Below are 24,081 nucleotides of genomic sequence, written 5' to 3' on the forward strand. Positions count from 1 at the left end.
TGTTTCCCGCTTTTCTTATGGCGTTATGGGATTGCGATTGGCGGTTCTGCGCGGGCTATCCATAATCACCACCAACAATAGGGTAGCGCCGGAGCCGTGAACGGCCCGGCCGGATAATGGAGAGCAGCATGTTCATTTACAACGCATGGTATGTGGCCGCTTTCGCCGCCGATATCGAAGCCGGCAAGACGCTTGGGCGCAAATATCTGAACAAGGCGGTCGTGCTGTTCCGCACCGAAAGCGGCGAGATCGCCGCGCTGGAGGACCGGTGCAGCCATCGGGCGATGCCGCTCTCTTCGGGCCATGTCGATGGCGACGTCATCCGCTGCTGCTATCATGGCGTGGAATTTGACGGCAAAGGCACCTGCACCCGCATCCCCAACCAGGCGCGTATTCCTGCCGCCGCCAATGTCCGCCATTATCCGGTGGTGGAAAAGGATCATCTGATCTGGATCTGGATGGGCGAACCGGCGCTGGCCGATCCGTCGATCATCGTCGACAGCCCGGAACATGATGATCCGGCCTGGACGTGGCGGCCCTATAATTTCCCGGTGAAGGCCAATTGGCAGCTGATCATCGACAATATCATGGACCTGACCCATGTGCCTTATATCCATGCGCGCACGATCGGCGGGAACCCGGAGCAGCATTATAATGCCGATACCAAGGTCGAGTTTGACGGTCGCAAGGTCACGTTGCTACGCAAGATGCCCAATTCGATCCCGCCCAAATCCTATATCGACGCTGGCGGCTTCAAGGGCCGGGTCGATCGCTGGCAGGAAGTGCGGTTCGAGCCGGGCATCGGCATGACGTGCCGCGTCAACGCGGGGGGCTGTGACGCTGGCACCGGCGCCTATGAAGGCAAGCGCGACCATGGCTTCATGCTGGCCAACAACCATTTCATCACGCCGGAAACGGAAACGACCAGCCATTATCTGTGGACTATCTGCACCACCGCGCCAAAGGAAAGCGGTGTGCCGGACGTGCTGTTCGACCAGTTTTTCGATACCATCACGGAGGATGAGGTGACGCTCGAAGCGCAGCAGCGCCGGATCGACGACGAACCGGAACGGGCATTTGTGGGCATCGCCAGCGATGGCGCGGTCAACCAGGCGCGGCGGCTGCTCAGCGCGATGCAGGAAGCGGAGGATGGCGGCAAGGTCGCGGCCTGAACCACCAAGCCTTGCGTATATAAGTAACATAGCGGCTTGCCCTGTCCGGTGCGCCATGCTGTAGCGCCATCATGAAGATGCGCGAACTGGAGGATCGGACAGGGGTTCATCGGGAGACAATCCGTGTCTATCTGCGCGAAGGATTGATCCCGGAGCCAGAGCGGCCGCGCAAGACGGTTGCCGATTATGGGGAGGAGCATGTCCAGGCGATCCTGTCTGTGCGTCGGCTCCAGCGTGAGAACCGGCTGACACTGGCACAGATTAAGGCGATCATCGGCGGCGAGGGCACCGAAGGCCGGGTCGAGGCCAGCGCGTTCGACCAGCTGGAGCAACTGGTCGCGCATCGCGTCGGCGTGGACGGGCCGCCGGTGACGATCGCGTCGCTGCTGGAACGCCATCCGCATGCGGCGGAGGATGCCCGCACGCTGGCGAAGATCGGCATATTGGATATCATCGAAACGGATCAGGGCGAGGCGCTGAGCATCACCTGCGCGCAGCTGGTGCGTATCTGGGGCGACATGCGCAAGGCCGGGTTCGATCAGCGGCTTGATTATACGCCCGACATTCTGGGTTTCTACACAGAGGCAGCGGATTTCGTCGGACGCTGGGAAGCGTCGACCTTCATGGAGCGGGTCGACGGGCATATCGATGTGGCTGAGGCAGCCACCATGGTCGAACATGCGCTTCCGCTCATGCTCGATTTCTTCGGCCTGATGCGGCAGCGCGCTTTCTTCCGCCATGTCGAGGCGATCCGCGCCGGCAAGGAAACGGATCGCCCGGCGGGCAAGGTCACGCCATCGTCAGTACAGCCTTGACGCAGCGGCCATCATGCTGGTCCTCGATCGCTTGGTTGATGTCTTCCAGCCTGTAGGTCGTTATCAGCTTCTCGAATGGGAACAGCCCTTTGGCATTTAGCGCGATCAGTTCGGGCAGGAACGTCTGCGGGTCGGCATTGCCTTCGGTCACGCCGCAGATCGAGATGCCAAGCGACAGGAGGGTCAGGATGTTGAGGCTGATCGCCGCATCCAGCGCCTTGGGCACACCGACGATGGCAAGACGCCCCAGAGGGGCAAGAGAGGCCACGCCGGCGTCGATCGCCGGGACCGCGCCCGACGTGTCCAGCACGCAATCGACGCCTTGGGGCAACAGCTTGCGCAACTGTTCGGCGGTGTCGCTCGCGGTCACGTCGATGACATGGGTCGCGCCCAGGTCGAGCGCCATGGCGCGGCGTGTTGCCAAAGGATCGGCGACGATGATCTCCCCTGCGCCCGAAGCCTTCGCCGCCATGACGGCGCTCAGACCGACGGGGCCGCCGCCAGTGATCAGGATGGTCTCGCCAGTCTGAAGTTTGAGCGCCTTCATCACCGCGCCTGCCCCGGTCATGATACCGCAGCCCAGCGGGCCAAGCAGTTCGAGCGGTGCTTCGGCCGGTACCTTCACCAGATTATGGGCGGCCGCGATGGCGTGGCTGGCGAAGGAGGATTGGCCGAAAAAGTGACTGCTGACCGGCGCTACGCCGTCATGCAGGCAGGTCGAGCCGTCCGCCCGGCAGCCACCGAAGTTGAGTGCGGAAAAATCGCGGCAATAGGCTGGGTGCCCCGCAACACATTGGGGGCATTGGCGGCAGGCGGCAAAGCCCATCACGACGCGATCACCCGGCACGAGTGTGGTGACATCCGCGCCGACTGCCTCGACGATGCCTGCACCTTCATGGCCCAGCACAGCGGGCAGGGGCGTCGGCAGCAACTGATCGCGCACGACGATATCGGTATGGCACAGGCCCGTCGCGACGATCCGCAACAGCACTTCGTCGGCGCGCATATCGGACAGGGTGAGCTGCTCTAGCGTAAAGTCACCACCCGCTATCCGGGCGACAGCTGCCTTCACTTCCATGGGTCTTCTCCTATTCAATCTTTGGGTTCGTCATTCAGTTTCGGGAATAGGAACGGATGATTTGCGCCGTAAAGCCGCGTATTTTCTGCGATTTCCGTCCCTGAAAGGCTGAATGGTCCGACCTCTTTTTACGATTGACGAATTCGCTTGTCTATAGTTACGTAATGACAATACGCAATACGCAAGTGTCCTTGGGGCATCGTGTAGGAGAGGGTAGTTTCATGGCGACTTCGCTGGATGCCGACGTGCGTCCCATCATCCCCGACGACATTGCGCGGATCGTGATCGCGCCTAAAAGCTATACGGACGACGCGACGATCTATGGCGCTTTTCGCTGGCTGCGCGAACATATGCCGCTGGGTATCGCACAGGTGCCTGGCTATGACCCGGTCTGGGTCGTCACCAAACATGCCGACATCAAGGAAGTGGAACGCAACGGCAAGCTGTTCCACAATGCCGATCACAACCCGATCCTGGTCGATCAGGCATCGGACGCCTTCACGCGGGACATCAACGGCGGGTCGATCCGCATCTTGTCGTCGCTGACCTTTATGGACCCGCCCGAACATGCGTCCTACCGCACGCTGACGTCCAACTGGTTTCTGCCCGGCAAGATCAGCAAGCTGGAGGATCAGATCCGCGTGCTGGCGCGCCAGTCGGTGGACAATCTGCTGAGTTTTGACGGCGAATGCGATTTCGTCCGCGATTTCGCGCTGCACTATCCGTTGCGCGTCATCATGACGCTGTTCGGCGTGCCACCCGAAGACGAACCGCGGATGCTCAAGCTGACGCAGGAATTTTTCGGCGTGCATGATCCCGAAGAACAGCGGCCCGAAATGGCGGCGGACCCGGTGGTCGCGGCAAAGCAATGGGCAGCCTCGATCGAGGATTTCTACACCTATTTCGACAAATTGAGTGCCGACCGCCGGGAAAGGCCGACCGATGACCTGTTGTCGCTGATCGCCAATTCGCGGATCAACGGCGCGCCGATCCCGCGCGATGAGGCGAACGGCTATTATGTCGCGATCGCCACCGCGGGCCATGACACGACGTCGTCCTCGACCGCCGGTGGGCTGCACGGGATGATGGTCTATCCCGAAAATTGGGCCAAGGTGAAGGCGGACCCGTCGCTGATCCCTGGCCTCGTGGATGAGGCGATCCGCTGGACCAGTCCGGTCAAGCATTTCATGCGCAATGCCACCGCCGACACGCAGGTGCGCGGCATGGATATTCGCGCGATGGAACGGCTGATGATCTGTTACCCGTCGGGCAATCGCGACGAGGCGGTGTTTGACGACGCTGACCGCTTCGACATCACCCGCTCGCCCAATCCGCACATCGCCTTCGGCTTTGGTCCGCATATGTGCCTGGGCCAGCATCTCGCCAAGCTGGAGATGCGCATCCTGTTCGAGGAATTGCTGCCGCATCTCAGCTCGGTCGAAATGGCGGGCGATCCCCGCATGGTCGAGACGAACTTCGTCGGCGGGTACAAGGCGCTGCCGATCCGCTTCACGAAGAACTGACGCACATCGCCGCGGGATCACCGCCAAGGCGGGACCGGCGCACAGGCCCAGGATGGGAACATCCGGGCGATAAATGGGAGGAGTCTGAACATGACCAAGAGGTTTATCACGCTGGCCGCCACCGTATCGGCCGTTGCATTGCATGCTCAGGCCTGGGGCCAGACCGAAGCTGCGCCACAGGTGACATCCTCAGGCCTTGGCGACATCGTCGTGACGGCACAGAAGCGCGAGCAGGCGATCAACGATGTGCCGCTGTCGATCACCGCGGCATCCGGCGAGAAGCTGGCGAACCAGGGCATCACCAATGTCGCGGATCTGGTAAAGATCGTGCCGGGGTTCAACTATACCGAGAGCGCGTTCGCAACGCCAGTCTACACATTGCGGGGTATCGGCTTTTACGACACCAGCCTGGCCGCCAAGCCGACGGTCAGCATCTATCAGGATCAGGTGCCGATCCCCTTTTCCATCATGACGCGCGGCGCGACGCTCGATCTGGAGCGCGTGGAAGTGCTGAAAGGGCCGCAGGGCACGCTGTTCGGATCGAACGCGACGGGCGGTGCAATCAACTATATCGCCGCCAAGCCGACATCGACCTTCAAAGCCGGTCTTGACGCGGGTCTGGACAGTTTCGGACAGGTGTCGGGTGGCGGCTTCATCAGCGGGCCGATCAGCGATACGCTGTCCGCACGCGTGGCGGTGCGGACCGAGCAGGGCGGGGCATGGCAACGCAGCTACACGCGCGATGAAAAGCTCGGTGATCGCAACTTCACCACGGGCCGTATCCTGATCGACTTCGAGCCGTCCGACAGCGCACGCTTTTCGCTTAACCTCAACGGTTTCATCGACAAGAGCGATGGGCAGGCTGCGCAACTGATCGGCGTGGTGCCGCTGGGCAATCCCGCGCGGCTGGGGCCTCTGGCCACCTATCCTATCGCGCCGCGTAACAATCGTGATGCCGACTGGACGCCGGAACAAAAGCCCCAGCGTGACGACTGGTTCTATCAGGCCTCGTTTCGGGGGGATATCGATCTGGCCGACGATGTGAGCCTGACCTCGATCAGCAGCTGGTCGGAATATCATAATGACCAGGATATCGACCCGGACGGCGTCGCCCTGCGTGACTATTTCTACAACACCACCGGAAAGATCACGGCACTGTCGCAGGAATTGCGTCTGCAAGGGCGGACTGGCGGCCTGACCTATATTCTGGGTGCCAATTATGCGCGCGAAAAAACCTATCAGCAGGATGATGCCGGTCCCTATGACCAATCGACATCGGCCTATAATTTCGTCGACGCCGGCCTTGGCATCCCCTTTTTCGTCTATAGCCAATATGCGCGCCAGAAATTCGTGAACAAAGCGGTGTTCGCCAATCTGGACTATGACATCAGTGACAGCATCACCCTGCATGGCGGGGTGCGTTATACCAAGACCAATATCGATTTTGCCGGTTGCACGGCCGATCGCGGCAATGCGTTGGGGCTGGGGATCGAAAATCTGATCAACTTCATTCGCGGCGGCGCAGGGCTGGCGCCCATCGATATTCCCACCAATGGCTGCGTCACGATCGACGGAGCGACGCTGACCGTGGGCGAGGTGCGCAAGTCGCTGGACGAGGATAATATTTCCTGGCGTGCGGGTGTCGATTACAAGCCGAGCAGGGACGTGCTGCTCTACGCTTCCGTCAGCAAAGGGTACAAGTCGGGTAGCTTTCCGCTGCTGTCGGCCAGCGATGCCAACCAGTTCAATCCCGTCACGCAGGAATCCGTGACCGCTTATGAACTCGGCGCGAAACTGACCTTGCTGGAGAACACCGCCCAGATCAACGGCGCACTCTTCTATTACGACTATAGCGACAAGCAGTTGAAGGGCCGCGTGATCGCAAGTCCCAATGTGTTCGGCCCTCTCGAAGCGTTGGTCAATGTCCCGAAAAGCCGGGTAAAAGGTGCGGAAATTCAACTTGACCTCGCGCCGACCGATGGCCTGCGCGTCAGCATCGGCGCGACCTATCTCGACACGCGGATCAAGGGCAGTTTCGTCAACTATGACAGCTATGGCAGCCAGCTGGATTTTGGCGGATCGGCCTTTCCCTACACGCCCAAATTTCAGATCGTGACCGATGCCCAATATGACTGGGCGCTCAGCGACGATGTCGAGGCTTTCGTCGGTGCCAATCTGAATTTCCAGAGCGATACCAAGGCGGTGCTGGGCAACGCCCGCGCTACGCCATCGGCGGACCTAAGCGCGCAGGGTGGCCTGACGATCGAGGATTATACGCTGATCGATCTGCGCGCTGGCCTGTCCTTTGCCGACAAGCGCTACAAGATCAGCGCCTTCGTGCGGAACCTGTGCAACACCTACTATTGGTCCAACGCCACGCGCATCACGGACACGACGGTCCGTTTTGCCGGACGACCACGCACATTCGGCGCGACCCTGTCGGCGCGCTTCTGACCTGCTCCCCCTGGGCCGCGCCCTGAAAGGCGGGCGCGGCTCTTTCTTGATCCCCGGAGACATGTTCCATGACTGCACCCGTTTTGATCGCCGCTGGATTACATGGTGACGCCGGTTTCAAGGTCCGCCTTCCACAGCAAAAAATGTTGATCGGCCAATCATGGGAAGCGGCCGCGGACGGCCGCGTCATCGATGTGGAAGACCCAGCTACCGGCAAGGTGTTCGCCGCTGTTCCCGCAGGAACGGCCGCCGATGTCGATCGCGCCGTCAGGGCAGCGCGGACCGCGTTCGAATCAGCCGCCTGGAGCCGGATGCGCCCGCTCGATCGCGGCCGGATCATCGAGGCGATCGCGCGCAAGATCGAGGATCATTCGCAGGAACTGGCGCTGCTCGAAAGCTATGACAATGGCAAGGCGGTGCATCATGCGCTGGCGGTGGACGTGCCCGCCGCCGTCGATATTTTTCGCTACATGGCGGGCTGGGCATCTAAGATTTATGGGCAGGTGAACCCCATTTCCGGCGATGGCCGCCAATATCACAGTTACTCGGTGCGCGAGCCGATCGGTGTTGTCGGCCAAATCGTGCCGTGGAATTATCCGCTGGCGATGGCGGCCTGGAAGATCGCGTCGGCGCTGGCGGCGGGCTGCACCATTGTGCTGAAGCCGTCCGAAGTCACCCCACTGACCGCGCTGCGCCTCGCGGAACTGGCGCTGGAGGCGGGGCTGCCTGACGGTGTGCTGAACATCGTCACCGGCTATGGGCATGAAACTGGGCAGGCGCTGGTTGAGCATCCCGGCATCGACAAGATCGCCTTTACCGGATCGACCCGCGTCGGCAAGCGGATCGTCCAGACCTGTGCGAAAGACCTCAAGCGCGTCACGCTGGAACTGGGCGGCAAGTCGCCCTCGCTCATCTTCGCCGATGCCGATCTCGACAAGGCGGCGATCGGCGCGGCGCTCGCCATTTTCTTCAACTCGGGCCAGGTTTGCTTGGCCGCCTCGCGCCTCTATGTCGAACGGTCGGTGTTCGACAAGGTGATCGACGGTATCGCGCAGGTCGCTAAGAGCTTCAAACTTGGCCATGGGCGCGATCCTGACACGATGCTCGGACCGCTGGTATCGAAGGTGCAGCAGGGGCGCGTGCTGGACTTTATCGCGCAAGGCAAGGCGACCGGCGCGGACCTTGTCACAGGTGGCGGGACCGGGGACCGGGACGGCTATTTCGTCGAGCCGACGATCTTCGCCAATCCCGATGCTGATGCCAGCATCGTGCGGGAGGAGATTTTTGGCCCGGTACTGGTTGCGACCCCCTTTGACGATATCGATGACGTGGTCAGGCAAGCCAATGACACCCGCTACGGCCTGGCTGCCAATATCTGGACCCGCGACCTGTCCCGCGCTCATCTGACCGCAAGACGGCTTCAGGCCGGCACGGTCTGGATCAATACGCACGGGATGAACGATCCCTCCGCCCCCTTTGGCGGGGTCAAGGAATCAGGCTGGGGCCGGGAGGTTGGCGAAGAAGGTGTCCTCCATTACACGGAGACAAAGACCGTGACAGCACTTTTGGCCGATTGAAGCCGCGCCGCGAATGATGGTTGTGGCGGGACGAGGATGATCGTTTTAAGCGTGATCGTCGTAGACGACCCATGAGGGCAAAGAACGTCTGGCGCTGTCTGGGAAACAGGGAAATTATTACGGGCGAGATCGTGGTCGATCTTCCCCTCTCCAAATAGGCGCGCTTTGCAAATCGTCCCATCGGTATTGCTTCTCCGAATCAGGATGTTAATCTTGCTTCGCGTCGCGAAGGCGGCGCCGAGGCTTGAGAACCTCGCTTGGGAAAATGAATTAACCCGCCATCGACGCGGCCGGGTGGCCGACGCGCATGTCCAAGCCGCTTGCGGCCAAAGGCGTCGGCGCATGTCTCAAGTCGATTTCCACACCTGGGCGCTGCTCAAGGGCGTAGCGATATCGACATTGCTCGGCGTCGGGGCGAACGTCACCTTCTCCGGTGAAAGCGATCTTGTCCAAGCGATCCGTCAATCCACGCAGCAGAATGTGTCCCGCGCCGGAGACCAGATCACATCCCGCAATCTTCAGATCCAACCGACCATCACCATTCGGCCCGGTGCCCCGGTCCGACTCATAGTGCATCGCGATCTCATTTTGGCCCCGTGGACAGAATAGGAGCACGATATGACGGATATTAAACTTGGTCGTCTGCCCGACAGAACGCCGGTCAAACTAGCTATCAGCGTCCCGCCAGACCTTCATTTGGCGTTGGCGGATTATGCCACCATCTATCATGAGACCTATGGCGATGATCAGGCGATCGCCGATTTGGTCCCGCATATGCTTTCTGCCTTCCTCGCGAGTGACCGCGGCTTTGCCAAGGCGCGGGCAGGGCTAGCCGCACGGCGTAAATAACGACAGGCAGCGACAAAATACAGCATGTCGACTGAGCCGGTTATCCCTATCGGTATGTGTCAAACACCGCGAAGGCTTTAGAAGATCGTGACAATCTCAGCATTCTGACATCCGGCCGCAGGCGTAAATTTAGCTAATGGCCAGCATCAATGGTTCAGCGTGTGAGCCGGAACGCACGCTTACCTTGGTAATCGATAAGCAAGGAGATGCACATGGAAGTGCTAGCAATCTCTATTAACGACACCGCTAAGGTGCTCGGTATCGGTCGGTCGTCGGTTTATGCCTTACTCAAATCTGGCAAACTTGATGCGATCAAAATCGGTAGGCGAACCTTGCTGACCACTGAGTCCATCAAGCGGCTGGCACAATCCCGAGATATGGCTTGATACGCCAGCGCTACACGGCTCTTGCTGAAAAATTGCCCGCGGTAGAGTAGGGCAGGGCGGGCCTGTCATCTGTTTCCGCCCTTTCGCAGTTCATCCATATAGTCGCTCCACCACTGCGCCATTTCAACACGTTCGGCCCAATAGGCGGACTGGTTATATATGCGACGTACGGACCCGGCCACCATATGTGCCAGTGCGCGCTCGATGGCATCCGGGTTCCATTTGCCGGATTCGTTCAACAGCGATGATGCGGACGTGCGGAAGCCGTGGGCCGTCATTTGCTCTTTGGAATAGCCCATGCGCCGCAATGCCGCGTTGATGGTGTTTTCGCTGATCGGTCTTGCTCGGGTGCGGATCGAAGGGAACACATAGCGCCCGGAGCCGGATAAGGATCGCATGGCTTGCAGTATCGCGAGAGCCTGCCGAGACAGAGGCACCGAATGGGGCTGGCGCATTTTCATCTTTGTTACCGGGATCGTCCAGACAGCTTTGTCGAAATTGACCTCAGCCCATTCCATTTGCCGCAGTTCGCCCGGACGCTGGAAGACATGGGGTGTCAGTTTCAAAGCATAAATGACGGCGGGGTCACCCTGATAATCTTCGATAGCGCGCAGGAGAGCGCCGAACTCGTCCGGATCGATGATAGCGGCGAAGTGTTTGACCCGCGGCGTGGTCAATGCGCCGATCAGAAGTTGCGCCGGATCACGTTCTGCACGGGCCGTTGCAACTGCAAAGCGGAAAACACGGCTGGCAAAGGCGCGCAGGAGATTGGCGGTTTCCAAGCGGCCCCGCCGTTCATGCTTCTGCAGTTCATGAAGAAGTTCTTGAGGCGTGATATCGGCGACAGGCCGCTTTCCGAAGTCTGCTCCCATCAGTTTTACAAACCAGCGCATCTTCTCCAGCGTTGGCTCAGCCAACCCCTCGCGCGCTTTCTTCTCTATCAATTCCTCGGCCACGCTAGCGAAGCTGTTGCTGGCCCGAATGCTCGCCTCAATGCGGGCTTGTCGTTTGGCTACGTTGGGATCGATCGCATGAGCCAGCTGCCTACGGGCGGCATCCCTGGCAGCGCGCGCCTCGGCCAAGGTAATCTCGGGATACGCCCCGAGCGACAATTTCCGTTCTACGCCGTCGATCCGGTATTTGATTCGCCACAGCTTGCTGCCTCTTGGATTGACGAGCAGATACAAACCTTGGGAGTCAGTAACCTTGTAAGGCTTATCTGCGGGCTTGGCATTGCGGATAGCGGTATCGGTTAGCACCATTGGGGGCCTCGATTCTGCTGGGGCCTTTGAGGCCCCCAAATTAGGCCCCCATCATCCGCAATTGCAGGCAAACAAGGGCATCCACTGACAATCAGCGAATGCCCATAAACTACCGGAAATCAGGGATTTTTCAACTGCTGGCAGACGTCGCCAGACAGGATTTTGGAGGCCCGAGCCGGAATCGAACCGGCGTGCAAGGATTTGCAGTCCTCTGCGTAACCACTCCGCCATCGGGCCTCAGTCAAGTGGGTGGCCGCAAATGTGCGGCTTTGGCGGCAAAGTCAAGCGGAAGGGCAGCGGCCCGCCCTAAGAATCTCGCATGCCGTCATGTAAAGCCGCTTGGCGCGGGGGCTGCGCTGATTTAGAGGTCCGTTGATCCCCTTACTGTATTGCATTGCCAATACAGTTGTGCCAAGCCCACTGGACCAAGCGAGAAACTATCGTGACCGAGCAGAAACATTCTTCGATGCGGGCCGCCATGGTCGAAAGCCAGCTGCGCACCAGCGACGTCAACGACCCGCGCGTGATTGCGGCGATGGCGAAGGTGCCGCGCGAGGACTATGTGCCCGCGCATCGCCGCGCCATGACCTATATCGACCGCGCTATTCCGCTGGACGGCGGGCGGGCGATCAACCCGCCGCTGGCCACCGGCCGCTTATTAACCGAGGCGCAGGTCGTGCCGGGTGACAAGGTGCTGCTGATCGGGGCGGCGACCGGCTATTGCGCCGCGCTGCTGGCCGAAATGGGCGCGCAGGTGGTTGCGGTCGAGGAAGAGGGTGGGCCTGAGAGCGTTGGCGCTGCGGTTACGCGCGGGCCGCTGAGTGCCGGGGCGGTCGATGGCGCACCCTATGACCTTCTGGTCATAGATGGCGCGGTAGAGGAAGTGCCCGCGACGCTCGTTCAGCAGCTTGTCGATGGCGGACGGGTGGTGACCGGCCTGGTCGAGCGTGGCGTGACGCGCTTGTGCAGCGGCCGCGTGGTCGGCGGCGTGCTGGGGCTGTCCAGCATCGCCGACCTGGAAATGGTGGTGCTGCCGGGTTTTGCCACGCCGGAACAGTTTGTTTTTTGAGACAGGGATCATGACAGCAAAGCGACCATCATTTGGGCGGGTCACCGCTACAGCCTTGCTGTTATTGTCCACCAGCCTGTCGGGGCAGGCCATGGCCGAAACCCTGCAGGGTGCGCTGGCCAAGGCCTATGCCTCGAATCCCACGCTGACCGGTGCGCGCGCCGGGCAGCGGGCGACGGATGAGAATGTGCCGATTCAAAAGGCGGCGGGGCGTCCCGGTGCCGAAGTGACCGGCAGCTATTCCGAAAGCATCCTCAAGCCCACCATCAGTTTCACCTCGCCCCAGCGGACGGTGAATGCACAGGCACAGCTCAACGTGCCGCTCTATGCCGGGGGTGCCGTGCGCAACGGCGTCAAGGCGGCGAAGGTCCGGGTCGAAGCAGGGCAGGCGAACCTGCGCGGCACCGAGGCGAGCATTTTTTCGCAGGTCGTCGCCGCCTATATGGATGTGATCCGCGATAGCGCGATCGTGTCGCTGAACCTTGCCAATGTGCGCGTGCTGGAGGTCAATCTTCAAGCGACCAATGACCGCTTCGAAGTTGGCGACCTGACCCGCACCGACGTGGCGCAGTCACAATCGCGCCTCGCGCTGGCGCAATCGGATTTGCAGACGGCGCAGGCCAATCTCATCACCAGCCGGGAAAATTATATCGCGCTGGTCGGCAGCGCGCCGGACGATCTGGCACCGCCCCCGGCGCTGCCCGGCCTGCCTGCCACGCCGCAGACGGCGGTGCAGGTCGCGCTGGCCGACAATCCCGACATCATCGCGGCGGAAAAATCCCGCGACGCGGCCCGTTATGATGTGAAGGTGGCCAAGGCCGGCAATCTGCCGACGCTATCGGCCTTCACCCAGGCGGGCTACACCAACTATCTCGATACGCTGGAAAATGGCACGGTCGGCGGTGGGTCGCAGATCAACAAGCAGGCGCAGGCCGGGGTGCAGCTAAGCATTCCGCTCTATCAGGGGGGCCGAGTGGCGGCGCAGGTGCGACAGCGGCAAGCGCAACTGTCGCAGACGATGGAGCAGGAGATCGAGACGGAGCGCAGCGTGATCTCCCAGACCCGCGCTGCCTATGCCAGCTGGCAGGCGTCGCTCCAAACGATCGAATCGAGCCAGAAGGCCGTCGATGCATCGAGCCTGTCGCTGGAAGGCGTGCGCGCGGAAAATTCGGTCGGCAGCCGCACCATTCTCGACATCCTCGATGCCGAACAGGAAGCGCTTAACGCTCGTGTCCAACTCGTGACGGCGCGGCGCAATGCCTATGTCGCAGGGTTCAGCCTGCTGGCAGCCATGGGCCATGCCGAAGCGGATGATCTGGGTCTGGAAGGGGGCGCGCTCTACGACCCGATGGTCAATTATGACCGGGTGAAGGGCAAATGGTTCGATTGGGACTATGGCATTACGCCTACGCCCGCCGCGACACGCACCGTTGACAGCGTGCCACAAAACGCCAATGTGAATCCCGAAACGGCACAGCGGCCCTGATCGGCTGCGGTCGGCGGCCGGACAAATTGGGGGCGACATGGGCGATATGAGCAAAGAACCCTCGATGGAAGAGATACTCTCGTCCATCAAGCGGATCATCGCCGAGGAAGGCGAGGAAGCGGCGCAGGCTGCTCCCCGCCGGGTTCGCGCCGATTCGGTGCGCCCGGTCGCAGCGCCTGCGCCCGTCGATCTGGACAGTGATGAAATATTGGAACTGACCGAAGAGGTCGGTGTAGAGGACGCCATGCCTGCCCCCAAAGCCGCGTCGCCTAAGCCCACCAAGCCAACCACTGCGGCTGCCACCCCGAGCGCTGAGACGATATTGTCGGTCGAAAGCGAAGTGGCCGCGCGCCACTCGCTCTCCGCTTTGTCCTCAATGCTGGTCGCGCCGCAGGATGGTGGGGACAATACGCTCGACGGGCTGGTGCGCTCGCTGCTCAAGCCCATGCTCAAGGAATGGCTGGACGCCCGGCTGCCGGCCTTGGTCGAAGAGATGGTGGCCAAGGAGATTGCGCGGATTACCGCGCGCTGATCCTGTCCTAGCGCAAACCGCTGACGCAATTCCTTTTATCATGCTATATCTAACCCGGTTCTGATGGCTGGGGGGATGGCAGCATGATGGTCCTGATCGCGGCGACGGCCTTTGTCGGTACGCATTTCATATTGTCTCATCCCTTGCGTGCGCCACTGGTGGCGCGCCTTGGGGAGAAGGGCTTTCTTGGCGTCTATTCGCTGGTTGCGGCGGTTACGTTGATCTGGATGATCGTCGCCTATCGCGCTGCGCCGGTCACGCCGTTGCTGTGGCCGGTCGGCGATGGATTGTGGGTGATCGCGACCCTCATCATGCTTGTCGCCTCGATCCTGCTGCTGGGGTCATTGGTTGGCAATCCAGCCATGCCCAACCCGGACGGGCCGATCATGGTCCCGGCGGAGGCGAAGGGCGTGTTCGCCATCACCCGTCATCCGATGATGTGGGCTTTCGCGATGTGGGGACTGGCGCATATCTTGGTTTATCCCGTGGCAGCGAATATCATCGTATCGGCGGCGATCATCCTCCTGGCGCTGGTCGGCGCCGCCTTGCAGGACCGCAAGAAGAAAGTGCTGACCCCTGCGGCCTGGCAGCATTGGGAATCGCGGACAAGCTATTGGCCCTTTGCCGCGATCCTGGCTGGGCGCGCGCGGTTCGGACGGTTCGGGATGCATGCGCTGGCGGGCGGGCTGGTCGTCTGGTTGGCGGCGACCTGGGCGCATATGCCGCTGGCGGGCTGGCCTGCGGGCATATGGCGCTGGTTGGGCTGATCTTTCGGCTGGAATGGGGCGGCAAGGCGCATTAAGGCCCGTGCCATGACCGAACTGCCCAAAACATTCGACCCCGCCGCAATCGAAACCCGCTGGTACGCCCATTGGGAGGAAAAAGGCCTGTTCCGCCCCGAACGGCCGGACGCGCAGCCCTATACCATCGTCAATCCGCCGCCGAACGTAACCGGCAGCCTGCATATCGGCCATGCGCTCGACAATACGTTGCAGGACATCATGATCCGCTACGAGCGGCTGCGCGGCAAGGATGCTTTGTGGGTGGTCGGCACCGACCATGCAGGCATCGCGACGCAGATGGTGGTCGAGCGGCAGATGAATGCGAAGGGCGAGAAGCGCACCGATTATAGCCGCGACGAATTCATCGCCAAGGTCTGGGACTGGAAGCAGGAAAGCGGCGGCACGATTACCGGCCAGCTGCGCCGGCTGGGCTGTTCGATGGACTGGAGCCGCGAACAATTCACCATGGATCCGCATTTCAGCAAGGCCGTGGTCAAGGTGTTCGTGGAACTGCACCAGCGCGGCCTGCTCTATCGCGACAAGCGACTGGTGAACTGGGACCCGCATTTCCGGTCGGCCATTTCCGATCTGGAGGTGGAGACGAAGGAGACGCAGGGCGGCTTCTGGCGGTTCAAATATCCGCTGGCCGATGGCGTTCGTCTGGCCGACGGGGCGGACCATATCGTCGTCGCGACGACGCGGCCCGAAACGATGCTGGCCGACATGGCGGTCGCGGTCCATCCCGACGATCCGCGCTATCAGAGCGTGATCGGCAAGGAGATTTTGCAGCCGATCACCGGGCGGCGCTTGCGGATCGTGGGCGACGATTATGCCGATCCGGAACTGGGGTCCGGCGCGGTCAAGATCACGCCGGGGCATGATTTCAATGACTTCGAGGTCGGCAAGCGCGCAGGGATCGCAGCGGGCCAGATGCTCAACATGTTCGATGCCGATGCGAAGGTGGTGCAGACCGCTGACGGGCTGGTGCCGGAGGCGTTTCTAGGGCTGGATCGGTTCGAGGCGCGCAAGGCAGTGGTCGAGGCGATGAAGCCAGATTTCTTGGTGCCGCATGTCACCAGGAACAAGGAAGGCGAGGAAGTCGCCGCCGACTCCGAGCCGCGCGTGATCCAGACGCCTTTCGGGGACCGCTCCGGTGTTGTGATCGAACCGTGGCTGACCGACCAATGGTATGTCGATGCGGCTAAACTGGCGGTCGCGCCGATGCAGGCGGTGCGCGACGGGCGGATCGAGATCGTCCCCAAGACGTGGGAAAAGACGTTTTTCAACTGGATGGAGAATATCCAGCCCTGGTGCGTGAGTCGCCAGCTTTGGTGGGGGCATCGGATTCCGGCTTGGTTTGGGCCGCCAATTTGGGAAAAGGATGGCGTTCGCTACCATTTTTATCCGAACGATGAACACTTTGATTCAAACCGTAATCAGCTTGAAGATCAGCAAGCCTTCGTTGGTGAAACTGAGCAAGATGTCTTCAGTCAAGCGAAGGAGTTTTATCGCAGCGAAAAGCTGCCCAACCCTAACATTATTTTCGCCAATGATCGGGCTGAAGCCGCTCAAATTAGCGATGGGACGACTATAGCTCTTGTTCGCGACCCCGACGTCCTCGACACCTGGTTCTCCTCGGCGCTGTGGCCGTTCGGGACGCTGGGTTGGCCTGAGGGCGCAACAGAAAAGCCCCTCCCCTTTCAGGGGGAGGGGTGGGGTGGGGCCATCGACCAGGCACAGGATTTGGGGCACGCCCCACCCCAGCCCCTCCCCCCAAAGGGGAGGGGAGCCAATCACTCGTATCCCGCCACTACCCCAACGACCTCCTCATTTCCGGTTTCGACATCCTGTTCTTCTGGGACGCGCGGATGGCGATGCAGGGCATGGAGTTCATGGGTGACGTGCCATGGCGCAAACTCTATCTCCACGGCCTCGTCCGGGCGGCGGACGGGCAGAAAATGTCCAAGTCCAAGGGCAATGTGGTCGATCCGCTCGGCCTGATCGACAAATTCGGGGCCGATGCGCTGCGCTTCTTCATGGCGGCGATGGAGAGCCAGGGCCGCGACGTGAAGATGGATGAGAAGCGGGTCGAGGGCTATCGCAACTTCGCGACCAAGCTGTGGAACGCCGCACGCTTCCTGCAGTCGAACGGCGTGACGGCCTCGACCAGCCATGAGGCTTCCGCCGCACAACTGCCGGTCAACCGCTGGATCATCGCCGAGACGGTCGCGACCGTGCAGGCGATCGACAGCGCGCTTGCCGACCTGCGTTTCGATGCGGCGGCCAACGCCATCTATCATTTCGTCTGGGACCAGTTTTGCGACTGGTATATCGAGCTGACCAAGAGTGCGATGGACGATGAGACGCGCGCGGTCGCGGGCTGGGCGTTCGATCAGATATTGGTGATGTTGCACCCCTTCATGCCCTTCATCACCGAAGAGTTATGGCACCTGACCGGCGCGCGCGCGAACGAACTGATCGTTGCGCAATGGCCGCAGGCGCTGGCCGCGGTGGACAGTGAAGCACAGGCGGAGATCGACTGGCTGATCCGGCTGGTGAGCGCCATTCGTACCGCGCGAACCGAACTCAACGTGCCGCCGGGCGCAAAGCTGCCGATGGTGGTGAGCGACGGGTCGGAGGAGACGCATCGCCGCCTCGATCGGCAGGGCGCAGCGCTCGCACGGCTGGGTCGGATCGAGAGCCTGACCTTTGGCGAAGCGCCGACCGGCGGCGCCGCGCAGATCGTGGTGGATGAAGCGACCTTCATCCTGCCGCTGGAAGGCGTGATCGACATCGCGGCGGAAAAAGCGCGGCTCGCCAAGGCGCTGGCTGCAGCGCAGAAGGAGCGCGATGCACTGGGCGGGCGCCTGTCCAACCCCAGTTTCGTAGAGAAGGCCAAGCCCGAAGCGGTCGCCAAGGCGCGTGAGGACCATGGCGAAAAGAGTGCCGAGGCGGAACGGTTGCAGGCGGCGCTCGACCGGTTGGGGTGAGATTGGGGCACGCCTATTGAAATCCGTTCGGGCTGAGCTTGTCGAAACCCCTTTCTTTGAAGAAGAAAGACCCTTCGACAGGCTCAGGGCGAACGGGGGGACGGGAATCTTCTCCAAGGCGTTGGTGGGATTGAGGAATGAGCATGGCGGCAGGCAAGACGGGCGCAAAAGACCTGACGCAAGGGCCGATCGCGTCCACGCTGATGTTGTTCGCCATGCCCACATTGGCGTCGAACATCCTCCAGTCGCTCAATGGATCGATCAACGCCATCTGGGTCGGGCGTTTTCTGGGGCCGGAGGCGCTGGCGGCGACGGCCAATGCCAATATCATCATGTTCCTCATGTTCTCGGTCGTCTTCGGCTTCGGCATGGCGTCCACGGTGATGATCGGCCAAGCCATGGGCCGGCGCGACTTAGACGCGGCGCGTCGCGCCTTTGGGTCGGCTGTGGGCTTCTGCATGGGCCTGGCGCTTGTCGTATCGACCCTCGGCTGGGTGGGTGCGCCCGCGCTGCTGCGGCTGCTTTCGACCCCGGTCGAAGCCTATGCCATGGCGCTCGTCTATCTGCGCGTCATCTTCATCGCCATGCCCGCAACCCTCTTGTCCGTCATGATCATGATGGGCCTGCGCGGCGTCGGCGATGCGCGCACGCCGCTCATCTTCATGATCGTCAGCGTGGCGGTGGACCTGATATTGAACCCTGTGCTGATCCTGGGGCTGGGACCGTTCCCGGCCATGGGGATTGCGGGGTCGGCGACGGCGACCGCTGTGGCCGGTTTCGTCAGCCTGATCGGGATCATCGCCTATACCTATGCCAAAGATCTGCCGTTGCGGCTACGCGGATTGGAGCTGGCCTATCTGCGCCCGGCGGCCGAACAGATGCGCGTGCTGCTAGGCAAGGGGCTGCCAATGGGCCTCCAAATGATCGTCATGTCGGCGTCGGGGCTGGTGATGATCGGCCTCGTCAACCGTGAGGGACTGCTGGTGACGGCGGCCTATGGCGCGTCGCAGCAGCTATGGACCTATCTCCAGATGCCGGCGATGGCGATGGGCGGCGCGGTCAGCGCCATGGCGGCGCAGAATATCGGCGCGGGGCGGTGGGACCGGATCAGCCGCATTACCGGCTATGGCATCGGCTATCAGTTGCTGATCACCGGCACCATGGTCGCGGTGATGCTGACCTTCCACGAAGCGTTGCTGGGCCTGTTTTTGGGCGACAATGACGCCGTGATCGCGGAAGCGTGGCATATGCAGTTGCGGGTGAGCTGGAGCTTCATCGCTTTTGGCTGCACCATGATCCTGTTCGGCGTGATGCGCGCCAATGGCGTGGTGATAAAACCGCTGATCATCCTGATCTTCACCCTGTTCGCGGTGCGGATCGGTTTCTATTATCTCGCTTATCCCCGGATCGGTGCCGATGCGTTGTGGTTCAGTTTTCCGGCGGGATCGTTCGTCTCGCTGCTGCTCGCCTATCTGGTCTATGCCCAGGGCGACTGGCGCAAGGCCAAGCTGCTGGTGCCGGTGCATGAAGAAGAATGTCGGGAGAGTGTGAACAGCGACGCCGAACCCGCCGGACGGATTGCGCCGACTGGGTGATTAGCGCCCCTGGTTGCGCCAGCGGGTGATGGTGCGGTCGAGGATAGCCTGCTCATCGCCCGACTGCCGCCAAAGCTCGGTAAAGCTTGGGTCGCCGGACGCGGGGCGGCGATGTTCTTCCAGATTGTCGAGCGCGACGCGGATCGGCACTGCGACGCCTTCGCCGCAGATGATCGCTTCGCGGTTGCGCAGCGCGGGGATCGAATCGAGGAAGCCGCGCGCCCCTTCGGGCATGGCGGCCTTGACGAAGGCCTGATCGCGGTCGTTGTTCAGGCGCATCGCGATGATCGTACCGCATTGCGACAGCACGCCTTCGGCCAGATCCGACGGACGCTGGGTGATGAGGCCCAGCGAAACGCCATATTTACGGCCTTCCTTGGCGATCCGCTCCAATATCTTGCGCACCGCCTGGCCGTTGCCGCTGGTCGAATTGGGGATGTAGCGATGCGCTTCTTCGCAGACGAGCAGGATTGGCCGTTGCGGTTCGTCGCGCGCCCAGATGGCATAGTCGAACACCAGCCGCGACAGTACCGACACGACGGTCGAGGTGATGTCCGACGGCATGGCGGACACGTCGATGATCGAAATCGGCTTGCCGTCCGATGGCAGGCGAAAAATCTTCGCGATGAAGTCCTGCATCGTGTCAGCGACCAGCATGCCGGAGAACATGAAGCTGTAGCGCGGGTCGGCCTTGATCTCGTCGATCTTGGTCTTGATCCGCATATAGGGTAGCGACCCGGTGCCCTTGTCGAGCTTGCCCATTTCATTCTGGAGAATATTGGTGAGGTCCGAGAGTAGATAGGGGATCGGCGAATCGACGGTCAGGCGACCAATCTGTTCGGCAAGCCTGTTCTTCATGCGCGCCGCGAGCAGGCATTTGGCCAGAATGTCGCAATCCACCGTGCGTTCGGAGCCGGAAGAAGTGACAAACACCTCGCAATGTTCCTCGAAATTCATCAGCCAATAGGGCAGCGCCAGATTGCTGATGTCGAACACCGCGCCATTGCTGCTGAAGGCCGCGCCATATTCGCCATGGGGGTCGATCATCACGATATGCCCCTGCGGCGATAGGTCGCAGATACGGTGCAGAATCAGCGCGGCACTGGTCGATTTGCCGGTGCCGGTGGAGCCAAGCAACGCGAAATGCTTGCCCAGCATCTGATCGACATAGAGCGCGGCGCGCGTGTCGGTGGTGGGATAGACGGTGCCGATCTGGACATGCGGCCGGTCATCGGCGGCGTAGATCTGCTGCATATCCTTGCTCGACACCGGGAAAATCTCGGTGCCGGGCGTTGGATAGCGGGTGACGCCGCGCCGGAAGTGAAAGATGCGACCAGTCAGTTTCTCCTCATCACCTTCGCCCAGAAAGTCGATGTCGGCGACGATGCTCTGGCTCGCCTGGTCCAGCATCATGGCGCGGACGCTGGCAACCAGCCACACCGTGCCGACGCGCATCTTGACCTGGCTGCCGACCTGGCCCGCCATGGCGGTGCAGGGGTCCATGTCCTGCCCCAATAGGGCGAGCCGTTGCGGATCGATCAGAATCTTGGAACTGGACCCGGCGATCTGGAACACCATGCCCATAGATTGTGCCATGGCCAGGGACGCGGGCGTCGCTGTCGGCGTGAAGTGATGCGCACCCGGCATATGGGTCATGAGCCTTTGTCGTCCCTTGGCCCGGAAAGACTTCCGGCAAACACATGACGTCTAGGCGGCGAAGGTAAAGATTAGCTTATGCATGGGTCGATCATCGCTTGATCGGACAATTTGGGGCATGGCTTCTTACCAAAAGGTAGCGGTTGGTCCGAAACGGATCGGATCGGATCGGGGCCGGGGAACAGGACAGGCTTTGGGGAATTGAGCCTGCGCCACTACAGGATATTTTCGTGCCCGAAACGATACCGGACCATGGAGCGCGACGCTCCGACGCGATTGCCATAGCCCGTGTCATCTGCATCCTCGGCGTGGTCTATGTCCATGCCTGGACCGGCTTGAACGGGGAAGCGCTCGATGCCTTGCGCGGAACGGCGCAGGAAAATCTGCGCTGGCTGTTGATGGAATTATTCGGGCGTAGCGCGGTGCCGTTGCTGGGCCTGATATCGGGCTGGCTGGTGGCGGGGTCGAGCGGTACGCGCAACTGGAGCGGGCATGTCCGGCGCAAGGCGCGGACGATCCTGCTGCCCATGATCCTGTGGAATGGCATTGCTATCCTGCTGGTATCGAGCGCCGCGCTGACGCTCGGCCTTTCCGCACCCGTGCCCCAGTCGCTCTGGTGGACGGTGGATGAAATGCTGGTCCTCACCCACAATCCCGACATCAATGTCCAGATGGGATTTTTGAGCGACCTGTTCCTGTGCATGGTCGCCGCGCCGCTGCTGGTGCGGGCGCCGGGCTGGGCATTAGGGATCATCGCGCTGGTTGCGGCGGCCTGCCACGTCACCGGATTGGGGCCACCCGTGCTGATGCGCGCGTCGATCCTGTTCTTCTTCACACTTGGCATAGTGGCACGGCGCGGCGCGTGGGAGGGGCGGATCATTCGCTTGCCCTTGTTGTTGGCGCTGTTGCCCTTCGCGCTGCTGATGGGAGCGCAGCTGTATCGTGCGATCATGGTCGGCGATGGCGAGGCGGTGCTGGCGCAGCGGACGTTGGATTTGGCCGTTCGCTTGAGCGCCGTGGTTGCCTTCTGGCGTATTGCCTGGGCACTGGCGCGCAGCAGGGCGCGCGCAACGCTGCTGCGGATCGAACCGTTCGTCTTCCTGCTCTTTTGCGCGCACCTGATCCTGATCTGGCTCGGCGGACCATTATTGGGCAAGCTGACTGGCCCGCTGGGATCGCCGCTTTATCCGCTCTACCTGATCCTTCAGCCGCTCTTGGTGCTGGTCGCAGTGGTGGCGCTGGGCAGGATACTCCGCCGGGTCGCGCCGCGCGCCGCCGCCTTGCTCAGCGGCGGCCGCTTATAGCGCGAGTTCGGGCGCGGTGATCGCCTGCGCTGCCGCCATGGCGATGGCGAAGCTGCGCTTGCGGGCTGCGGTATCGAAAATCTGCCCGGTCAGGATCAGTTCGTCCGCGCGCGTGCGGCGCAGGAAGGCACCCAGGTCACGCTCGATATCGGCTTGCGTGCCGATGCTCGATGCGCTCAGCACATCTGCCAGAATCGCCTGCGCCTGAGGCGGCAGCATGTCGTAATAATCCGCCACGGGGGGCTGAAGCTTGCCCGGCTGGCCCGTGCGCAGCCGCACGAACGCCTGCTGCATCGAACTGGCGAGCAATTGCGCGTCAGCCATGCTGTCGGCGGCGAAGACATTATAGCCCGCCATTACATAAGGCTCCTTCAGCTGGGCCGAGGGGCGGAAATCGCGGCGATAAATTTCAATCGCTTCATCCAGTGCAGCGGGCGCGAAATGCGAGGCGAAGGCGTAGGGGAGGCCCAGCGCCGCAGCGAGTTGCGCGCCATAGAGGCTGGAGCCCAGAATCCACAGCGGCACGTTCGCGCCTGCGCCCGGTGTCGCCTGAATACCCAGCCGATCGTCGGCAGCGAAATAGGCCTGTATTTCCATCACATCGCGCGGGAAATTATCAGCGCCACCGACAAGCGTGCGGCGGATCGCCTGTGCCACTCGCTGGTCCGACCCCGGTGCACGACCCAGCCCCAGATCAACCCGGCCGGGGAAGAGCGCGTCGAGCGTGCCGAACTGTTCGGCGATCAGCAGGGGCGCATGATTGGGCAGCATGATGCCGCCCGCGCCAATACGGATCGTCGATGTCGCCTGACCGATATGTGCCAGCACCACAGACGTCGCGGCCGATGCGATGCCCGCCATGCCATGATGTTCGGCGACCCAGAAACGTTGATAGCCCAGCCTTTCGGCATGGGCGGCGAGGTCAGCTGTATTGGCGAGCGCGGTAGCAATGCTGTCGCCTTCGCGGACGGGGACGAGATCGAGCAGGGAAAAGCGTGTCATGCTCTCCATATGGGGGCATGATGGGTTTTATTTCAATACGTAAATTCAGATGGCGCGGCCAAAGCCCTGGGCCGGCGTTTCGGTACGGCGACCGAACGTCACGGGACGGCGCGCGACCAGCGGGTTGGCGTCGCGATCCAGCAGCGCCAATGTTTCGGTGAAGCAGGGGCGTAACGCTACGACCGTTTCGATCAGTTCGTCGGGCTGTTCACGGTTTTCGACGCAGCGGCGGGCGACCATTTCAATCTCTTCGGCCATGGCGCTCAAGCGATAGGCACCGAACTGCGCCGATTCCCCCTTGAGCGTGTGCGCGGGCGTGACCAGTGCGACGGCGTTGCGCGCGCGGAATGCCTGCTCGATTGCCTGGATCGACTTCACGCCATCTTCGCGAAAATAGCCCAATATGCGCGGAAATGCGGCACCCAGCTCATGCCGGGTCCGGGTAAATTCGGTCCAGTTGACCAGATCGGTCTCTTGATGGGGCACGCGCACCGCTCCTTTGGCTACCGTCTGGAAATAGGCAGGCTGCGTAAACAGGCGGTTAAAGCG

General features: G+C 61.6%; 18 protein-coding genes, 1 tRNA gene and 2 pseudogenes. 15 read left to right on the forward strand and 6 right to left on the reverse strand.

Annotated elements, in window-relative coordinates:
• Positions 1–128 precede the first annotated feature (128 nt).
• Positions 129–1,172 (forward strand): aromatic ring-hydroxylating dioxygenase subunit alpha, encoded by a 1,044-nt coding sequence (locus tag OVY48_RS14280; RefSeq protein WP_313923307.1) that lies wholly within the window; start codon positions 129–131, stop codon positions 1,170–1,172.
• Between the two features lie 71 nt (positions 1,173–1,243).
• Positions 1,244–1,987 carry a MerR family transcriptional regulator gene (locus OVY48_RS14285; RefSeq protein ID WP_051034284.1) on the forward strand — a complete coding sequence of 248 codons (744 nt, stop codon included), beginning with the start codon at positions 1,244–1,246 and terminating at the stop codon, positions 1,985–1,987.
• Here the strand turns inward: OVY48_RS14285 and OVY48_RS14290 are convergent.
• Positions 1,962–3,065 (reverse strand): NAD(P)-dependent alcohol dehydrogenase, encoded by a 1,104-nt coding sequence (locus tag OVY48_RS14290; protein ID WP_313923308.1) that lies wholly within the window; start codon positions 3,063–3,065, stop codon positions 1,962–1,964. The two genes, OVY48_RS14285 and OVY48_RS14290, sit on opposite strands and share 26 nt — an antisense overlap.
• 221 nt (positions 3,066–3,286) lie before the next feature.
• On the opposite strand from OVY48_RS14290, the gene OVY48_RS14295 reads away from it, so the two are divergent.
• The 6 genes and pseudogenes from OVY48_RS14295 (at position 3,287) to OVY48_RS14320 (ending at position 9,854) form a co-directional block, all read left to right on the forward strand.
• Positions 3,287–4,588 (forward strand): cytochrome P450, encoded by a 1,302-nt coding sequence (locus OVY48_RS14295; RefSeq protein ID WP_313923310.1) that lies wholly within the window; start codon positions 3,287–3,289, stop codon positions 4,586–4,588.
• A gap of 90 nt (positions 4,589–4,678) precedes the next feature.
• Complete coding sequence (locus OVY48_RS14300) at positions 4,679–7,042, forward strand: TonB-dependent receptor (RefSeq protein ID WP_313923311.1); 2,364 nt, start codon at positions 4,679–4,681, stop codon at positions 7,040–7,042.
• 68 nt (positions 7,043–7,110) lie between these two features.
• Positions 7,111–8,619 carry an aldehyde dehydrogenase family protein gene (locus tag OVY48_RS14305; RefSeq protein WP_313923313.1) on the forward strand — a complete coding sequence of 503 codons (1,509 nt, stop codon included), beginning with the start codon at positions 7,111–7,113 and terminating at the stop codon, positions 8,617–8,619.
• Positions 8,620–8,967: 348 nt separating this feature from the next.
• Positions 8,968–9,228 (forward strand): annotated as a pseudogene (locus OVY48_RS14310) (TrbI/VirB10 family protein); the annotation flags it as partial.
• A 9-nt stretch (positions 9,229–9,237) separates the two neighbouring features.
• Entirely contained in the window at positions 9,238–9,468 is a 231-nt protein-coding gene (locus OVY48_RS14315; RefSeq protein WP_310226077.1) for a DUF2274 domain-containing protein, read from the forward strand.
• A gap of 212 nt (positions 9,469–9,680) precedes the next feature.
• On the forward strand, positions 9,681–9,854 hold the full coding sequence (locus OVY48_RS14320; protein WP_313923316.1) for a helix-turn-helix domain-containing protein: 174 nt from the start codon (positions 9,681–9,683) through the stop codon (positions 9,852–9,854).
• 65 nt (positions 9,855–9,919) lie between these two features.
• Here OVY48_RS14320 and OVY48_RS14325 read toward each other — a convergent pair whose 3' ends face one another.
• Positions 9,920–11,116, reverse strand: coding sequence for an integrase arm-type DNA-binding domain-containing protein (locus tag OVY48_RS14325; protein ID WP_313923317.1), 1,197 nt, complete (start codon positions 11,114–11,116; stop codon positions 9,920–9,922).
• 163 nt (positions 11,117–11,279) lie between these two features.
• Positions 11,280–11,353 (reverse strand) — tRNA-Cys (locus OVY48_RS14330).
• A gap of 205 nt (positions 11,354–11,558) precedes the next feature.
• On the opposite strand from OVY48_RS14330, the gene OVY48_RS14335 reads away from it, so the two are divergent.
• The 6 genes and pseudogenes from OVY48_RS14335 to OVY48_RS14360 all read left to right on the forward strand — a co-directional run bounded on the left by OVY48_RS14335 (position 11,559) and on the right by OVY48_RS14360 (position 19,570).
• Positions 11,559–12,185 (forward strand): protein-L-isoaspartate O-methyltransferase family protein, encoded by a 627-nt coding sequence (locus tag OVY48_RS14335; RefSeq protein ID WP_069066049.1) that lies wholly within the window; start codon positions 11,559–11,561, stop codon positions 12,183–12,185.
• A 10-nt stretch (positions 12,186–12,195) separates the two neighbouring features.
• Positions 12,196–13,671 (forward strand): TolC family outer membrane protein, encoded by a 1,476-nt coding sequence (locus tag OVY48_RS14340; protein ID WP_409593287.1) that lies wholly within the window; start codon positions 12,196–12,198, stop codon positions 13,669–13,671.
• A 37-nt stretch (positions 13,672–13,708) separates the two neighbouring features.
• Positions 13,709–14,203 (forward strand): DUF2497 domain-containing protein, encoded by a 495-nt coding sequence (locus OVY48_RS14345; RefSeq protein ID WP_313923320.1) that lies wholly within the window; start codon positions 13,709–13,711, stop codon positions 14,201–14,203.
• Between the two features lie 86 nt (positions 14,204–14,289).
• Positions 14,290–14,970 carry an NnrU family protein gene (locus OVY48_RS14350; RefSeq protein ID WP_313924791.1) on the forward strand — a complete coding sequence of 227 codons (681 nt, stop codon included), beginning with the start codon at positions 14,290–14,292 and terminating at the stop codon, positions 14,968–14,970.
• Positions 14,971–15,015: 45 nt separating this feature from the next.
• Positions 15,016–17,975: pseudogene (locus OVY48_RS14355) on the forward strand (valine--tRNA ligase).
• Between the two features lie 143 nt (positions 17,976–18,118).
• Positions 18,119–19,570: an MATE family efflux transporter gene (locus OVY48_RS14360; RefSeq protein ID WP_313924792.1), complete on the forward strand. Its 1,452-nt coding sequence runs from the start codon at positions 18,119–18,121 to the stop codon at positions 19,568–19,570.
• On the opposite strand, the gene OVY48_RS14365 is transcribed toward OVY48_RS14360, so the two are convergent.
• On the reverse strand, positions 19,571–21,226 hold the full coding sequence (locus OVY48_RS14365) for a helicase HerA domain-containing protein (RefSeq protein WP_313923321.1): 1,656 nt from the start codon (positions 21,224–21,226) through the stop codon (positions 19,571–19,573).
• Between the two features lie 230 nt (positions 21,227–21,456).
• Between OVY48_RS14365 and OVY48_RS14370 the strand changes: the two genes are divergently transcribed.
• The gene (locus OVY48_RS14370; RefSeq protein ID WP_313923323.1) at positions 21,457–22,530 is read left to right on the forward strand and encodes an acyltransferase; all 1,074 of its coding nucleotides are present in this window, start codon (positions 21,457–21,459) and stop codon (positions 22,528–22,530) included.
• Here the strand turns inward: OVY48_RS14370 and OVY48_RS14375 are convergent.
• Together OVY48_RS14375 and OVY48_RS14380 are read right to left on the reverse strand one after the other, a co-directional pair.
• Positions 22,525–23,532, reverse strand: coding sequence for an LLM class flavin-dependent oxidoreductase (locus tag OVY48_RS14375; protein ID WP_313923324.1), 1,008 nt, complete (start codon positions 23,530–23,532; stop codon positions 22,525–22,527). The two genes, OVY48_RS14370 and OVY48_RS14375, sit on opposite strands and share 6 nt — an antisense overlap.
• A gap of 45 nt (positions 23,533–23,577) precedes the next feature.
• Positions 23,578–24,018, reverse strand: coding sequence for an Hpt domain-containing protein (locus OVY48_RS14380; protein WP_313923325.1), 441 nt, complete (start codon positions 24,016–24,018; stop codon positions 23,578–23,580).
• Positions 24,019–24,081 lie beyond the last annotated feature (63 nt).

This window comes from Sphingobium sp. SA2 (genome assembly GCF_032227065.1).
Taxonomy (GTDB): domain Bacteria; phylum Pseudomonadota; class Alphaproteobacteria; order Sphingomonadales; family Sphingomonadaceae; genus Sphingobium.

Bases quoted from the DNA above. Each gene is read 5' to 3' on its own strand.
- OVY48_RS14280 (WP_313923307.1), top strand. From the start codon at position 129: ATGTTCATTTACAACGCATGGTATGTGGCCGCTTTCGCCGCCGATATC.
- OVY48_RS14285 (WP_051034284.1), top strand. From the start codon at position 1,244: ATGAAGATGCGCGAACTGGAGGATCGGACAGGGGTTCATCGGGAGACA.
- OVY48_RS14290 (WP_313923308.1), bottom strand. From the start codon at position 3,065: ATGGAAGTGAAGGCAGCTGTCGCCCGGATAGCGGGTGGTGACTTTACG.
- OVY48_RS14295 (WP_313923310.1), top strand. From the start codon at position 3,287: ATGGCGACTTCGCTGGATGCCGACGTGCGTCCCATCATCCCCGACGAC.
- OVY48_RS14300 (WP_313923311.1), top strand. From the start codon at position 4,679: ATGACCAAGAGGTTTATCACGCTGGCCGCCACCGTATCGGCCGTTGCA.
- OVY48_RS14305 (WP_313923313.1), top strand. From the start codon at position 7,111: ATGACTGCACCCGTTTTGATCGCCGCTGGATTACATGGTGACGCCGGT.
- OVY48_RS14315 (WP_310226077.1), top strand. From the start codon at position 9,238: ATGACGGATATTAAACTTGGTCGTCTGCCCGACAGAACGCCGGTCAAA.
- OVY48_RS14320 (WP_313923316.1), top strand. From the start codon at position 9,681: ATGGAAGTGCTAGCAATCTCTATTAACGACACCGCTAAGGTGCTCGGT.
- OVY48_RS14325 (WP_313923317.1), bottom strand. From the start codon at position 11,116: ATGGTGCTAACCGATACCGCTATCCGCAATGCCAAGCCCGCAGATAAG.
- OVY48_RS14340 (WP_409593287.1), top strand. From the start codon at position 12,196: ATGACAGCAAAGCGACCATCATTTGGGCGGGTCACCGCTACAGCCTTG.
- OVY48_RS14345 (WP_313923320.1), top strand. From the start codon at position 13,709: ATGGGCGATATGAGCAAAGAACCCTCGATGGAAGAGATACTCTCGTCC.
- OVY48_RS14350 (WP_313924791.1), top strand. From the start codon at position 14,290: ATGGTCCTGATCGCGGCGACGGCCTTTGTCGGTACGCATTTCATATTG.
- OVY48_RS14360 (WP_313924792.1), top strand. From the start codon at position 18,119: ATGGCGGCAGGCAAGACGGGCGCAAAAGACCTGACGCAAGGGCCGATC.
- OVY48_RS14365 (WP_313923321.1), bottom strand. From the start codon at position 21,226: ATGACCCATATGCCGGGTGCGCATCACTTCACGCCGACAGCGACGCCC.
- OVY48_RS14375 (WP_313923324.1), bottom strand. From the start codon at position 23,532: ATGACACGCTTTTCCCTGCTCGATCTCGTCCCCGTCCGCGAAGGCGAC.